The sequence below is a fragment of the Paenibacillus sp. Negev47 genome, assembly GCF_058313655.1.
Map to the genome: position 1 here is coordinate 6,306,763 of NZ_CM177754.1, position 15,026 is coordinate 6,321,788.

The 15,026-nt window shown below is 52.1% G+C and carries 13 protein-coding genes and 1 riboswitch; all 13 genes read right to left on the bottom strand.

Annotated features, from left to right (window positions below; translation table 11 throughout):
- Positions 1-45: 45 nt before the first annotated feature.
- Complete coding sequence (locus AC4G47_RS28275) at positions 46-1,137, bottom strand: cobalt-precorrin 5A hydrolase (RefSeq protein ID WP_458124406.1); 1,092 nt, start codon at positions 1,135-1,137, stop codon at positions 46-48.
- Positions 1,130-1,927, bottom strand: a complete 798-nt coding sequence (gene cobM / locus AC4G47_RS28280) for a precorrin-4 C(11)-methyltransferase (RefSeq protein WP_458124407.1) — start codon at positions 1,925-1,927, stop codon at positions 1,130-1,132. Before cobM ends, AC4G47_RS28275 begins: the two co-directional genes overlap by 8 nt.
- The gene (gene cobI / locus AC4G47_RS28285; RefSeq protein ID WP_491103833.1) at positions 1,924-2,640 is read right to left on the bottom strand and encodes a precorrin-2 C(20)-methyltransferase; all 717 of its coding nucleotides are present in this window, start codon (positions 2,638-2,640) and stop codon (positions 1,924-1,926) included. The genes cobM and cobI overlap by 4 nt, the downstream gene beginning before the upstream one ends.
- 32 nt (positions 2,641-2,672) lie before the next feature.
- The gene (gene cbiE / locus AC4G47_RS28290) at positions 2,673-3,953 is read right to left on the bottom strand and encodes a precorrin-6y C5,15-methyltransferase (decarboxylating) subunit CbiE (RefSeq protein WP_458124409.1); all 1,281 of its coding nucleotides are present in this window, start codon (positions 3,951-3,953) and stop codon (positions 2,673-2,675) included.
- Positions 3,916-5,052, bottom strand: a complete 1,137-nt coding sequence (locus AC4G47_RS28295) for a cobalt-precorrin-5B (C(1))-methyltransferase (protein ID WP_491103834.1) — start codon at positions 5,050-5,052, stop codon at positions 3,916-3,918. The genes cbiE and AC4G47_RS28295 overlap by 38 nt, the downstream gene beginning before the upstream one ends.
- Before the next feature lie 719 nt (positions 5,053-5,771).
- Positions 5,772-6,419, bottom strand: a complete 648-nt coding sequence (locus AC4G47_RS28300) for a precorrin-8X methylmutase (RefSeq protein WP_062836865.1) — start codon at positions 6,417-6,419, stop codon at positions 5,772-5,774.
- Positions 6,420-6,490: 71 nt separating this feature from the next.
- Positions 6,491-7,261 (bottom strand): precorrin-6A reductase, encoded by a 771-nt coding sequence (gene cobK / locus AC4G47_RS28305; protein ID WP_076332457.1) that lies wholly within the window; start codon positions 7,259-7,261, stop codon positions 6,491-6,493.
- Positions 7,258-8,469 carry a sirohydrochlorin chelatase gene (locus tag AC4G47_RS28310; RefSeq protein WP_491103835.1) on the bottom strand — a complete coding sequence of 404 codons (1,212 nt, stop codon included), beginning with the start codon at positions 8,467-8,469 and terminating at the stop codon, positions 7,258-7,260. Before AC4G47_RS28310 ends, cobK begins: the two co-directional genes overlap by 4 nt.
- A gap of 187 nt (positions 8,470-8,656) precedes the next feature.
- Entirely contained in the window at positions 8,657-10,588 is a 1,932-nt protein-coding gene (cobJ, locus tag AC4G47_RS28315; protein WP_491103836.1) for a precorrin-3B C(17)-methyltransferase, read from the bottom strand.
- A gap of 402 nt (positions 10,589-10,990) precedes the next feature.
- A riboswitch (cobalamin riboswitch) is annotated at positions 10,991-11,180 on the bottom strand.
- 210 nt (positions 11,181-11,390) lie between these two features.
- Positions 11,391-12,221, bottom strand: a complete 831-nt coding sequence (locus AC4G47_RS28320; protein WP_491103837.1) for a uroporphyrinogen-III synthase — start codon at positions 12,219-12,221, stop codon at positions 11,391-11,393.
- Between the two features lie 130 nt (positions 12,222-12,351).
- Complete coding sequence (locus tag AC4G47_RS28325) at positions 12,352-13,554, bottom strand: GerAB/ArcD/ProY family transporter (RefSeq protein ID WP_458124416.1); 1,203 nt, start codon at positions 13,552-13,554, stop codon at positions 12,352-12,354.
- 56 nt (positions 13,555-13,610) lie between these two features.
- Positions 13,611-13,832 carry a hypothetical protein gene (locus AC4G47_RS28330; RefSeq protein WP_458124417.1) on the bottom strand — a complete coding sequence of 74 codons (222 nt, stop codon included), beginning with the start codon at positions 13,830-13,832 and terminating at the stop codon, positions 13,611-13,613.
- The gene (locus AC4G47_RS28335) at positions 13,825-15,024 is read right to left on the bottom strand and encodes a Ger(x)C family spore germination protein (protein ID WP_491103838.1); all 1,200 of its coding nucleotides are present in this window, start codon (positions 15,022-15,024) and stop codon (positions 13,825-13,827) included. The genes AC4G47_RS28330 and AC4G47_RS28335 overlap by 8 nt, the downstream gene beginning before the upstream one ends.
- Between the last annotated feature and the right edge of the window lie 2 nt (positions 15,025-15,026).

The window sequence follows — 15,026 nt, forward strand, 5'->3', positions numbered from 1 at the left end:
AAACCGCATCATATAGCGATGCGGTAAGATAATGCTCACTTTTATTCATGAAATGAATGAAACCCGTGCTACGGAGATCGTCAGATTGCCGCTCTTTTTCTTCTCCAGCAACCAATGATCAGCTCCCGACGAAAGCAACGCCGCAGGTTCACTTACGCCATATGCTCCGGTATATTTGAATACCGTTTCGGATGGATTCGCAAGCTTCACCGTATTAAGCTCCGCAGGGGTGTAGGTCACGAGTTCCCAGCCGTATTTGGCGCAAAGAGCCAGCAGGCCTTCTTCATCCTTTTTCAGATCAATCGTGGCAATGTTGCGCACGCTCTTCACAGAGAGGGATAAATCCTCCAAGGTGGCGAGGACTTCCTGCTCCAATTCCTCTACAGATGTGCCGCGATTACAGCCTATACCGAGCACGAGGCTTTTCGGACGATACAATACGCCATTGGTGAGAAAACGTTCCTCTTCTTCTGCCGAAAGCAAGCGGTCACTGACGACCAGTGCAGCGTTGAACGGGAATGATTCCGTTTCCTCCAGGGTGTTGAAGACGCGAATATGATCCGGCACTGGTTTGTTATATCTCCACCAGTTCCGCTCCCCTGTCTCCTGAATGAGAGCTACAGGCTCTTCGTTCACAACAGCTGCACTGACAGGTGTCGCCTTGTCGAAGCTATCCACGATCCAACCCAGCTCCCGGCCAAACATATCCACCGGAATGGTACCTTGCACGTCCGAAGCCGTCGTAATGACAGCACGTGCGCCAAGCACCTCTGCGACCTGACGAGTCAACTCATTCGCCCCGCCAAGGTGACCAGACAGCACACTGATGACGTTCTCTCCGCGGTCATCAATGACCAGCACGGCGGGATCGACCTTTTTGTCCACCAAGATCGGTGCGATCATACGCACAACTGCACCCAGGGAGATGAACAGAATAATGCCATTATATCGTTTGAACAAATCAGGCAAAATCAGCTTCACTGAGCCTTCGAACAGCTCATAACCCAACTGCTCTTCATCCCCACGAGCAAACTTGCTCATATAATACACGTCCGTACCTTGGAACTGCCCCGCCAGATTACGCACCATCTCCACGCCATGCTTCGTGATGGCAACGGCTGCAAACGGATTACTCACCAGACTTCACTCCTTTGCGATAACCATGAGTGAAGGATTTATCGTACAGCTTGGAACGGTGGGCATCCCGGTTCACGAGGTCGGGATCGAGCGCCCAGCCCGCCAGAATCATCGCATGCATTGTAATGCCTGCGGCACGCAGATCCGCTGCCAGGTTGGCAAGCGTGGTCCGTACAATCTTCTGATCAGGCCATGTCGCACGCTGCACCACTGCAACCGGCGTATCTTCGCTCCAGCCTGCGGCGAGGAATTCAACCACGACTTTTTTCGCCAAAGTTGCACTCAGGAAGAGCGCGACCGTACAGTGATGTGATGCCAGATCACGCAGCTTCTCCCGCTCAGGCACAGGTGTGCGCCCTTCTGCACGCGTCAGAATTACGGTCTGTGTCAGTTCCGGTACAGTCAATTCAGCTCCCAGCGCAGCTGCCGAAGCAAAGACGGAGCTTACACCCGGAATGATCTCATATTCCACTCCCTGCTGTTTCAGCAGTACCATTTGTTCCAGAATCGCGCCGTACATCGCCGGATCACCAGTGTGCACACGCGCTACGCTACGACCCGCACGAGTGGCTTCACACATCAGCTCGACCTGACGTTCCAGATCCATGCCAGAGCTTTGCAGCACTTCTGCTTCGGGCTTCGCGGTAGCAATCAGTTCATCATTCACGAGTGAATCCGTATACAGCACCATATCCGCATTCTTTAAAATGTTCGAACCTTTCACGGTAATCAGTTCCGGGTCACCCGGGCCTGCACCTACAATGTAGACTTTCGCTTCCAATGTCTTCATTTACTCACCACCATCAGGCTCAGATATTCCAGCTCCTGCCCTTTCAGTTCACGGGCATCACGCCAGACCAGTTCATATGGAGAAGTGACTTTGGTAACGACCGAAGCTTTGCCGCCGAGTCCCATCTCGTCCAGCAAGTCAAGCATCGGGTCAAGCACCTTCGCCACTTTGATAAATACAATCGTATCGTGGTGCTCGATCGCCTGCCGCATCGCTTCTTTATCTGCCGTAGCCGGAATAATGCCCACCTGCTCGTCTCCATCTGCCAGATGAATATCTAGTGCTGCCGCTGCACCCAATACAGATGAGATGCCTGGAATCGAACTAATCGGCACTTCAGGATGCAGCTCTCGCATCAGCCGTGCCAGATGAATAAATGTGCTATACAGGTTCGGGTCGCCCTCGGTTACAAAGGCTACATCCTTGCCTTCCTTGAGTGCTCCCCAGCATGCTTCAACGGTCTTGCCCCATTCACGTTCAAGCACAACCGGATCCTTGGTCATCGGGAAGATCAGGCCGAGCATCTCTTTCTCTTCCGGGTTCACATACAGTTCCACGATCTCGTGGGCATATGATTTGCCGCCTTTGCGCTTCTTCGGATAAGCGACCACTGGACATTCCCGGATCATCCGATACGCCTTTACGGTAATCAGCTCCGGGTCTCCCGGCCCGACACCCACGCCATACAGCGTACCTACTGCTACCGTACTCATGTTGCTTCCCCCCTTGTCCTGTCCTTGAAAAGTCATTCTGCCGCTCCAGCTTCCGCTTCCTCTGTTACTCCGTGCTGTCCTGTGATCACGTAAATCGGATTCAATCCGTCAAAACGGGTCATGTTCAGGATCGGCTTGCTGCGCGCCGTCTGAAGTAACGTCACGGATGCCTCCAGGCCCGCTTCGCGCATGGCCTTCATGCTGTCATGCAGCGTTTCGATGGTCGCTGCATTCACCACGATGCGTCCCTCTGGCCGCAGCCGGGACGCACACAAGGCGATCAGCTGAGCGAGTTCGCCGCCGCTGCCGCCAATGAACACCGCATCCGGATTCGGTAGTTCGTCCAGCCCTGCTGGTGCTTTGGCATGCAGGACGGTGAAGTCTGTCCGGAATTTGATCCGGTTGGCCTCGATGTTCACGAGGTCACCTTCATTTTTTTCGATGGCGAAGACTTGTCCCTGCGGCGCGAGCCGCGTGCATTCTACCGCCACCGAGCCTGAGCCAGCGCCGATATCCCACACAATGCTGTCCACGCCAAGTCGCAGTTCAGCCAAGCTGAATGCGCGGACCTCACGCTTGGTGATCAGGCCTTTCTCCGGTTTGCGCTGATGGAATTCCTCATCGGCAAAACCGAATCCCCTGCGCGGCGCAGGTGCCTCCTTGCGGCGCAGCAAAATCACGACGTTCAGCGGGCCGCATTCTGCTGCCGCCAGCTCGTCCAGGGTGTAAAGGCGGGCACGTTCGTCTGCCCCGCCCAGGTTCTCGGCAACGTAGGCATCATACTCGGTCATGCCGAACTGTTGCAGATATGCCCCGATCGCAGCGGGGCTGTTGTGCTCGTCCGTGAGCAGCGCAATTTTGGCTTTGCCATCGATGCGCTGTGCGAGGCCCTTGAGCGGGCGTCCGTGCACGCTTTCGAGCACGGCATCGTGCCAGCTCTCGCCAAGCTGGGCAAATGCCAGCTGCAGCGAACTGAGATTAGGCCGGATCTCCAGTTGATCCGGGCCTAATTTGCGCGCCAGATACCCGGCGATGCCGTAGAACAGCGGGTCTCCCGAGGCAAGCACAACGACGTTGTGTGCGGCCTGCAACGCTTTTATTTTCACAACCAGATCGCTTAAACCACTCTTGATCGCTAACTTCTCACCCGCAAATGCCGGGAAATACTCCAGCTGGCGCTCTCCGCCCACAAGTACATCTGCCTCCTGAATGAGATTCAGGCTATCCGTTGTCAATCCTGCCGCGCCTTCTTCACCCACGCCGATAATGCGGATTTTACGATTCTTTGCTCCAGTTGCTGTCTTCGAGTTCACTGATTTCCGCCCTCCCCAGTTCCATTCCTTTCATCGTGACCAATACCACTTCCACCGTTATGCCGCCTCCCGCATGTTCCAAACAGTGCTGGCAAGCATATGTACATAACTTTTCAAAATAGGGCAAGTACCCCGCTTCAGTCATCATATCTGCCACCTGAGTCGCCGTGTTGGCTTCCTCGATCGCTTGCGCCAGTTCATCTCCGGCTCCGGTCTCCCGGGCCACAGACGCAAGAAATCCAAAATCCACCGGCGCACTCTTGGAGTGCACCATCATGACGCCTTGAGCCACTTTGGCAAATTTGCCGGGCATTCCGACCAGACTAATCCGTTTCATGCCCAGCCGTTTACCGTGTTTGATAGCAAATCCGACAAAGTCCCCCATCTGGATAAAGGCTTCCTCTGGCAACTCGGGCATCATCTTCATCGCATATTTTTCGCTACTACCGCCCGTCGTCAGCACAATATGTTCACAGCCCGATGCCTCAGCAACGGAAATAGCTTGTACGACACTCGCTCTGTAGGCAGAGGTGGAGAACGGAACGACCACGCCTCGTGTACCCAAGATGGAGATACCACCCAGAATACCGAGCCGGGAATTCAGGGTCTTCTTGGCGATCTCTTCGCCTTCCGGCACGCTGATCACGACCCGCACCCCTCTGGCTGTGCCATGTTCGGCAAGCACCTGGGTAACCGCTTCGGTAATCATGCGGCGCGGAACGGGGTTGATTGCCGCTTCGCCTACAGGCACGGGCAGTCCGGGCTTCGTGACTCGGCCTACGCCGATTCCCCCATCCAGCTCCATGCCGGGCTCGTCTCGCCACGACACATGCGCGATGATCTTCGCCCGATGTGTGGCGTCCGGGTCATCCCCCGCGTCCTTGATGGTGGCACAGGTCGCTACGCCATCGGTCAGTTCCTGCTCGATCAGTTCGAACGAGTGGTCAAAGCCCGCGGGCAATGAAACCACGGCCTGTGCCGGCGTAACACCTGTTAACAGGAGTTGCGTTGCTCCCTTGGCAACGGCTGTCGCGCACGCTCCTGTGGTGAAGCCGGAACGCATTGGTTTGTCGGGGTCTGGGGTATTGCCGCCTATCATGGGTTTTGAACCTCCCGTCCTTTGTTAGTTAGGTTGCATTACGCTGCGTGCGTGGGTGGTGGCTTTGGGCGCTTGGGTGGCCGCTACGGGTACGGATCGTTCTTATGATCGCTGTTGTCTCCAGATTTCTTTGATTCCCTATTCTAAAGGGAGAAATCCGGAGACAAAGGCGACCGCTTCGCTTCTTCAGAATCGATTCCGTCCCCTTCGCTGCTTCCTGCTTCTGCATCCACCTGGCACAGTGCGCAGTGCCACCTCTTGGGCTAAACTATGCCCTGAGGTTTGTTTTGGGTAACTGATCATTCCACGCCACTAAAACTTGGCATGGAATGTAGTTACGCAGTTTTGTGCTTGTGCGTCTGCTATTCATTTTTGCAGATGAGCGATACTTGGGGATTAACCACCTTATAACGGTGAACCAAGCTTACCCATGAAATTCGTTTCAGTCATGCGAACATGGATGTATGCCTTTTCGATGACATCTACCTTTTTACGAACCGAGAAGACGCTATTAGGGCCATATTCCACATACGAAAATTGTAACGAATCGTAGTGACGTTATTTTATTAAAAAGACGATGTTTCCAACGCTTTTTGGCGTTTTTCACCGGGATAGCGTTACTTAGGTTCGTTAAAATATGAAATGGATGATAATCCACAATATAAGATCTATACGGTTCGTTAACGCTGGCCAATACCTTATGGGCGGTTACATAATGATTAAGCCTTTACTGCCATCAGGGAGATGGCGTTCAGAGCCGCTACGACGATGGTGCTTCCGCCTTTACGGCCGATGTTGGTGATAAACGGGATGTCGAGTTTGCGCAGCTCGTCTTTGGACTCGGCTGCGGATACGAATCCAACTGGCATACCGATGATCAAGCCCGGTTTGGCTTCGCCTTCTTTGACTAAACGGATCAATTCCAGCAGTGCTGTTGGTGCGTTACCAATGGCGTAAATCCCGCCTTCGTACAATTGATTTGCTTTACGCGTCGAGATAATTGCCCGAGTAGTGTTAAGGCGCTTTGCCTCCTCCATCACATCTGGATCCGAAATATGTACGTGCACATCTCCGCCGAAACCGCGAATGCGATCCTTGCTTACGCCAGCTTGAATCATCTGAACATCCGCAATGACAGATTGGCCGGCGCGGAGTGCTGCAATACCTGCTTGAATGGCATCCGGATGGAACACCATGCTACGGCCCAGTTCGAAATCAGCCGAGGCGTGAATAACACGCTGTACCACGGGATATTGCTCATCCGTGAAAGGATGCTCACCCAGTTCCTCCGTGATCATCTCAAAGCTTTTGCCCTCAATCTCCTGTGGTTGTACGGTCAACGGTTTAAATTCCGTTTTGAAATCCATATGCATTTCACTCCTTCAAGTAGTGGTGTCATTCAAATATTCGTTATTCAAATTAAGACTATCGGGGTGTTCTACTGCACCAATACGCGCTTCAACTCATCCAGTACACCTTCAAAATGATCAAACACCGTCCCAAATTCAGCCTCGGGGCGTGAAATCAGCACAACATGAATGCCCAGCTCCAGTGCAGATTGGATTTTCTCATCCACCGCTCCGGTCTTGCCGCTCTCCTTGGTAACCATTACAGTCGTCGCATAGTGCTTGTACAAGGCTTCATTCATTTCACGGGAAAAAGGTCCCTGCATCGCAATAATATTGCGCTGTTCCACGCCAAGCTCACCGCATTTCTCCATATTGTCGAGACGTGGAAGCATGCGGGCAACGAGACGAATGTCCGGATCACCGAGCAGGTGCTTAGTGAAGATCTGCAACGTTTTGCTACCTGTGGTGAGCATGACGGAGCCCTTCAGCTCTTTGGCCTTGAGTGCTGCTTCATCGTAGGAAGATACCACATGAAGTAACGCATGATCATCGTACGCCAGGCCTGTCCGTTCATAACGAATGTATGGAATACCTGCCTGTTTCGCTGCTTCCATTGCATTGGCATGTGCTTCTTCGGCAAACGGATGACTTGCATCCACGATGGCACGGCTACCTTTTTCACGTACCAGTTCGACCATTGCCTCTACTGTCAAACGGCCTGTGCGAACGGGTAATCCAGCTTCGGTCAGGCTATTCGCCGCACTGTCGGTTACAACAGAAGTCAGCACGTCTGCACCTTGCTGCTGAATCTGTAAAGCCAGTTCCCTTGCATCACTCGTACCACACAACATGAAGATCATGGACGATTCACCTGCTCTAAAGTTGCCGCAACCTCAGCCTGATCGGGAGAAGCATCTTCCTGTACGGTTCCTTCGTGCTCGTGATGCGTATGATGCAGCTCTCCATCGTGATCATGATGATAATCGAGTGATGCTTCACGATCGACGGCAGCATGAGTGTGATCATGATCGTGGTCATGCTTATGCGTGTGTTCATCGTGTGTATGTACGTGCAGATGGTCATGCTTATCATGATGATGGGAGTGATCATGGTCTGAATGATCGTGACTGTGCGCATGGTTGTGTTCCTGATGGTGATCGTGGTCGTGATCGTGGTGATGATCATGGTCATGCCCATGGTCGTGATCATGATGGTGGTGATGGTGTTTGGCTGCTTCCAGTCTGAATTGGCAGTTGTCACAGTTGGCTGTTACACGTCCGTATAGCCCCTCATGGGCCCGCTCCAGTACGAGTTCAACCAGCTTCGGGTGAAATCCGAAATATCCACCAACCTCGACCTGAATGTCTGGATGTGCCGCTGCAAATTCCGCAGTCATTTCATCAATGCGCTTGATCAGTACACCTGTGAACAGGAAATAAGGCATGATAATGATTTTCTTCGCACCCAGCAGCAGACAGCGCTCTAATCCATCCGGGAATGAGGGCTGAGTCACGCCGATAAAGCTACTTTCCGTCCACTTGTAGGGTAGTTTCTCCCATAACATCCGGGTCATTTTGAAAAAGTCACTGTTGGCATCCGGGTCACTGCTCCCCCGTCCAAGCACCAATACTGCGGTCTCCTCATCCGTCACCGGAACAGGTGGAGCTGCTACTGCTGTTCCGCCTTGGGATGCCACAAGTACAGGCTGGGCTTCTTGCAGACGGGTCTGCATGATTTGAACGACTTTCTCATGAACACCGATAGGACGACCATATACGAATTCCACCTGCGGATAACGTGCCTTGGCACGGTCAATGGCATTAGGAATATCAATCTTGGCATGGCCGGCAGCAAACAGAATGATCGGCACCAACACGACACGTGTTGCCCCCCGATCCACACAAGCAGTAACGCCTTCGGCAATACTCGGTCTCGTTAACTCCAGAAAACAGGTCTCCACTAACGTAATCTCCGGTGCCTTCGCTGCCACCTCATTTGCGAACTCCTTCAGTTCCCGGTTCCCCTCGGGATCACGACTCCCGTGTCCCACCAACAATATTGCATCCATCTTTTGTTATTCCTCCCCCGCCTGACCTACAGATCAGGCTTTTCATATTCATTCTTCTGGCATTCCATTCGATACATCAATCCATCTATGTCAGCTAAAATCCAGCAAAGATTGCAAAATATTAAATAATTTCTGACAACGTAAACCTCCACGCAGGGACCGATTCAGTCAGGGACTTAATCGAGTCTTAGTCACCACATATCGGGTTTACTTCCACAGTGACCGGTGCATCCACATGGCGGAAGCCCTGAATCACGCCGACCCGCTTAAAGAATTTGTGGAAACGCTCGTTCGGATGGCCTTTTTCCTTGTAATCCGCCACAATGCGTTCCACAATCCCACCAATCTGGTCACCCGGAATTCCCTCCGCTACGGGCTGGGCAGGGTGAGCATTGCGACCGAACTTCTTGCCGCCGAGGAACAGGTCATATGCACCTTTGCGATACACGATGCCGATATCCTCCAGCACTGCCCCATAACATGCCATGCCGCAGCCATTCAGTGCCACACTCGTTTCTTTGGGTGCACCCAGTCCGCCGATCACCGCCTGCAGATGGTTAGCCATCGGGACGGCATCATCCTTCTCCATGTTGCAGAAGTCACAGGCCTTCACCTTGATGACATCTCCAATCGGGACAACGATAAAATTCGCTGCACGCAGCTCTTCTACCAGCGAGTCCGGTTCAAAGGTCGGCACTCTCAAAATGATCTGGTGCTCCGGCGTATACTCCAGTTCGCCGTCTTCACTTGCACACTGCGCCAGCAGCGCCATCTGGGCGGCAGTGAATTTCTTGTTGCCCACGCCGGGCGACACGCCAACTTCGAACAGCGGCGCCTTGCGCCCAGGCTCGGGCGCGGTGCGTACCGCCGTTGCGGTCGCAGCCTGTGGCGCACTTGCCGTGTGGCTTGGCGCTGCTGCTTCCAGCCAGCGGCTCGCCGATTCGCTCGCGAGCGCTCCGCCTGCCGCGAGCCGCGTCAGCGCCTCGGCGGCGAGCGCAGCTGCGCCGGCGCGTGGCGCTTCTGCGACCCTGCGCGGAGCGGCCTCTGCCGCCGCGAAAGCAGGTCGCTCGCCGGCAAGCACGGCGGTGCCAGCGCTGCCGGCTGGGCTTGCCGCAGGCATAGCGGCAGCAGCCCCGGCGCCAGCGGGCGGCTGCCCTTGCGGGGCCATGCCCGCTCCGGCGCTTGCGCCGCGCAGGGCTGGCTCCGCCTGTGGCTGCGCGGCCAATGCATCGCTGGCCGCGCTCTCGCCCGCTGCCTCGCCGGAGGCGGCAGCGCGGGCTTCCCTTGCGCCGAGCGACCATGGCTCGGCTTCCGTGCGCAGTCGCTCATGGGGTCTGAGCGACTGTTCCGCGGTATTCAGCGTATATTTCCGCTGATACCCGCGCGGGGTGACCATGAGTCCTTCGTACATCATGGTCGAGGAGTTGCCGATAATCACGGTCGTCAGCATGCCGATATCATGATTCAGCATATCCTCCAGTGTGGTCATGACAACGTCCTGACGCTCACGATATGCACTCTTCACCAGACCTACCGGTGTCTGTGGGTCACGATAACGCAGGATCATTTCCTGTGTCTCCACGATCTGGCGTGTACGCCGCCCACTGCGTGGATTGTAGAGGGCAATGACAAAATCAGCTGACGCTGCGGCTTCGACCCTGCGAATAATGGTCTCCCACGGCGTAAGGTGATCACTGAGGCTGATCGTACATGCATCATGCATGACGGGGGCTCCCAGTAGAGAAGCACATGACTGAATGGCCGATACGCCCGGAATGACTTCAACCGCAACACCCGTATCCGGCTTCCAGCCTTGCTCCATCAGAACCTCGTATACCAGACCTGCCATACCATATACGCCCGCGTCACCACTGGAGATTACCGCGACAATCTTGCCCATCTCCGCCTGTCGGACCGCTTCTTGCGCACGGCTTACTTCCTCTGTCATCCCCGTACGTACAATCGCTTGCCCATTCAACAGAGGTCGGATGAGATCCACGTAAGTGTTATATCCGATAATGACCTCACTCTCCTGAAGTGCTTCGAGTGCCCGCTTCGTGATGTGTTCCATCGCCCCCGGACCGAACCCGATAATTAGCAGCTTGCCTTGACCTTGCATTTCTTCTCCTCCTTCATCACACTAGTCGTACGGATTAAACAGTGAAGAAGGACGGCTATGCCGACCTTCTCCCCAACTGTTAAGCGTGTTCAATTCCTAGCTCTGTTAACTCTGTTCATCGAACCCAGGTCTTATAAACCAGCTGCGTGAGCTAACTGATCTATTCCTCTGCCACTATTTTTCCAACACAAAACTGGAGATCGTAGAGATATCACTTTCATGTAAAAACAAAAAAATCCCATCCTTATAACGGATGGGATACGCATGTACGTACACTCAAGAACACAGTCCCAGACTCCCAGAGGGTAATCCTGTGACTATGTGGCCCAAGGGGGCCAGCCGGGCGAACCGCTTGTTCGCCCAATTCCTGATTCTTCGTACACCATTCCTTTCCGCGAAGGGTTCGGTGACACATGCAAGGTAGGTCTCCTGGCTCTGGATCATCAGCTTCCTTTTCTGTCTTCCCCGGCTATGCGAGTGACTTGGATCAAAAAGGGCTTCACCATTACAGTGGCGGGACCGCTCGGGACTTTCACCCGATTCCCTGTTACCTCTTGCTTTACGCAAGAGCACCTTGCTTGTTTTCATTCAATATTGTCTTCATAATAACACCGGTCAGGAAATAATGTCCATGCTTATGATACTTGTCTCTTCTTCTATTTTCAGACAAAACAGAAAAAAGTCCTGATCCAAAAATAAGATCAGAACCCGGAATAACATATGCATATACAACTCGGTTAGAATCATCAAATTGCCTAAGGATTGAATTCGTTTAGACTCATTGCTCGACTGTTTTTTGCTGCTACTTGCGGATCTTGTCCGCATGTCCGGCTGCGAAGTAACGCCCTAGTTCAACGATGAGTGCGCCCATTTTCTCTTCCTCCGGAATCACCAGCGCCTCAATACCTTCTTCTCGCATCGAATTTGCCGTCACTTTACCCACAGACGCAGGGATTACACCTTGTCTGAAAGCTTCCAGCATCGGTTCGAGCTTATTCTGCGATGCCGCATATTGCGTCAGAAATCTAACCTGTGGTCCACTTGTGAAAGCAACAGCATCTATCTCGTACTGTACAATCTCATTCAAAAGCTGTTCCAGTTCAGCCTCTTCCGGTGGTACATGGCGGTAAGGAAGCACTTGGCGCACGATTGCTCCTTGTTCCTCTAACCATGCAACGAGTTTGGGAGCTGTCTCCCCATGAAGCTGCAACATCACCTTTTTCCCTGCGAGATCATGTGGGGCGAATTCACGAATGAGCCCGTCCGTGCTGCCATCGTCATCCCGTACTAACGGCGTTAACTTGCGCTTTCTCAGTGCATTCACCGTCTTGTATCCTCTGGCCGCAATTGAGGATTCCGACAGCGCATCCAGTAGTTTTCCCGCGACTTCCATATCCTCAGCCATTTCAAACAACGCGTCCAGACCCATGCCAGTGGTCAATACCGCCCAGTCTGGCGGGTCCGAGATCCAGGATACCAGACCATCCCTGATATTCCGATCATCCAGAAATACCGTTCCCTGTGCCGGTCGCACAAGCGGAATTCCACCCATTTTTTCAACCAGTAAGGACATCTCTTTCGACTTTCGTGGTCCTGTCAATGCTACACGTACACCTGCCAAATGTTGAGCCATTCATGTTCCCCCCGTTAGTTCAGCCGAATGTTCATCAGTCTGACTACAGTATACAGGGTACTGCAGTGAAGGGAAACGGTGTTCAACGTGTTTCTGTCCATTTATCTATAACGATTTTTGATGGTTTGCATCAGGAAGGCTGGAGCTCCCCACCATGGGAATCCTTCCGTCTCTTCTCCCCATCCTTTCCTGAATCAGCCGATTTCTGCTCCTTTTCCTGCTTTTCTCGCTTGGATTGCTCTCCAGATTTCTGTTCGGAAGATTCATCGGTATCCTTTTTGCGAGGACGAAGAAACAGAAACAGCACGATCGGAAACAGCACCTCAAACACAATGGCGATCCATGTCCATTCCCGGGTAAAACGATTGAGCTGAATCGCGTTTCGGAAGAACCAGAAAGCACATACGAATCCGACCAAGGCGACCGGGCCCGTCATCATCTTTCCCGACACTTTCGGGATCATCCGCTTCAGTCCCCAGCAGACAAAGTATAGATCAAATGCAATCTTCGTGATCATGGTCGGCATGGTTACTGCTGCCAGTGCCAGGTCAAACCGGTCCAGAAAGTCACTAATTTGTAGTTGTCGTGCCAGCTCATACGAAGGATATACCAATCTCGAAGCAATAGGAACGCCAATAGAAGTGATAGTTTCCACAATAATCAGCATCATGAGCAGTGCCGAGAGGATAATTCCCCATAGAATTGACTTGAAACGAAAATCGCTTCCCTTGACTACAAACGGCAATGCAATCATCTCTCCATAAAAAGAAAATATGTACCAACTCCCCTTGCTTACTCCTGCAACATCAACATGAAAATAAGGCATGAGATTATCCATATTTACCTGCTGAATAAGCATGAAAGGTATAATCACCGAGATCAGCAGAAACAGGGTAACATACAACTCCGCCATTCCGATTAAAGAACCCAGTCCACCTCGAACGATAAAGACCCCCATGACCACCAGAGATAATACAATAATGGAAATGGGTGTGTTCTCCAGTAGCGTTATACTTACATAGTCACCCGATAGTCGGATATCTCTTGCAAAAACGAAGAAAAAAAATAGAATGTACAGCAATCCCATTACTCTCCCCAAAAACGGGAATCGCTGAATAAGGGATTCGAACAGATCCTGATCGGGAAATCGCCGCTGGACCCGACTTATCAACCATAGAGACGCCATCATCACAAGAACAACGGGCACATATGAGAGATAGGCATGCTGCTTCGCGTTGGAAATGGCCTGCGCGTGAGGCTGAATCAGCGTACCTGTAATACTGAGTAGCAGCACGAGCAGCACGATCTGCCGATGAGTCACACTCTGATTCATACAATACCTCCTTTCCGTCATTCATTCTGCAATCTGCATACTCCCTTATCTGCAATCTATGGTAAAGGTAAAAATCGCTGAATAACATGGCTTATCCATACCGTGACATATTGCGTTTTACTCAAGTGACTGACATAGAACCAAATGCCCGTTCCCAATGCAATCAGACCATAGGATATCCAGCGATTAATGGCTGCTGCCTGTTTCATATGTCTGAAATCCATCAAGATGAACACAATTGCCATGCCCAGATAGGTAAATAAAAGCGGTTTAATCATGTACGACCTCCTCCTCTATGACACCGATCGGTTTATTGATCACTCCTACATTTTCAATAATGACATGGGGAATAACGGTTACCTCAACTTCAGGATAAATGACATCCCATCGATCCTTCATCTTGTCCCATTCCGCAGGCAGGTGCTGATGGATAGATCGACCGATTCCAAGAATATCGGCATGATACTTCTGCTGAACCAATCGGACGCCTTCCTCAATGTCTGACTTTATTTTCTTGTGGATGGCATCATTTAACTTCAATATCTCTTCCTCTCGCCGGTCACCGTAATTCGATTCGTTATCCACGATAACTCCCTTGGCGTACAGTTGAATGTTCACCTTAACCTTGTCATTCTTGACACTGGGATGCAGCGAAGAATTGTTCTCGTTCAGTTTAATGAATATATCTCCTTCTCCCCGTGGAGCCTCGACTATAACCTCTGGCGCATTGGCCTCACCCATGGCCAGAATCAGTGCATCTGCCGGTGTTTTGTCGATCATGCCTACCATCTTGTCTTTCTTGAAAATGGCCAATCCATCCATCTTGATGTTCGTTTTGGGGTCCTTCCAGTTCTTCGGCACAGTGTCAACAACCGAAGCTATGGGCAGAAAAGGATCTACGCCTTCGCTAAGAATGGAATCTATAAACGTCTTGAGTGAGCGGGGATTTCGCATATTTAAAAAACACAATTCCCGCACCATCTCAGATGGAAATTTTTCTATGGGTGCATCAGTATCCAAGACCTTATATGCTTCTCCTCTTGTCACAACCGGCAAAGCTGAGAAACGATTGAGCGGGTAACGTGTCATCAAATCCAGCATAGGGGCAACGCCCTCCCTCGCCAAATCCTCACCGATGAGCAGAGTACGACGATGAGCGTAATATATTCTGCGTGAGAGCGCCTTTTGCCCTTCAAGAGATGTTCCGTGAAAGGTTTTGGCTGTATTGGACAATATGAACCAAGATTTATCACCACTTGTGCCCCCTCCTCCTCCTTCACTCCCGGCAGAACCGGATTGTCCAGGAAGCGCAATCTGCAAGCTGGACCTGTAGTTATCCTTCTCCTTATCAATCGCGATTCCGATCACAAAGGCGACATCATTAATCTCTTCACGATCCCAACAGCCCGAGATTAGAACAGTACATAACAGCAGTACAGCCACTGCGCGATACTTAAGTATGAACTGCATGT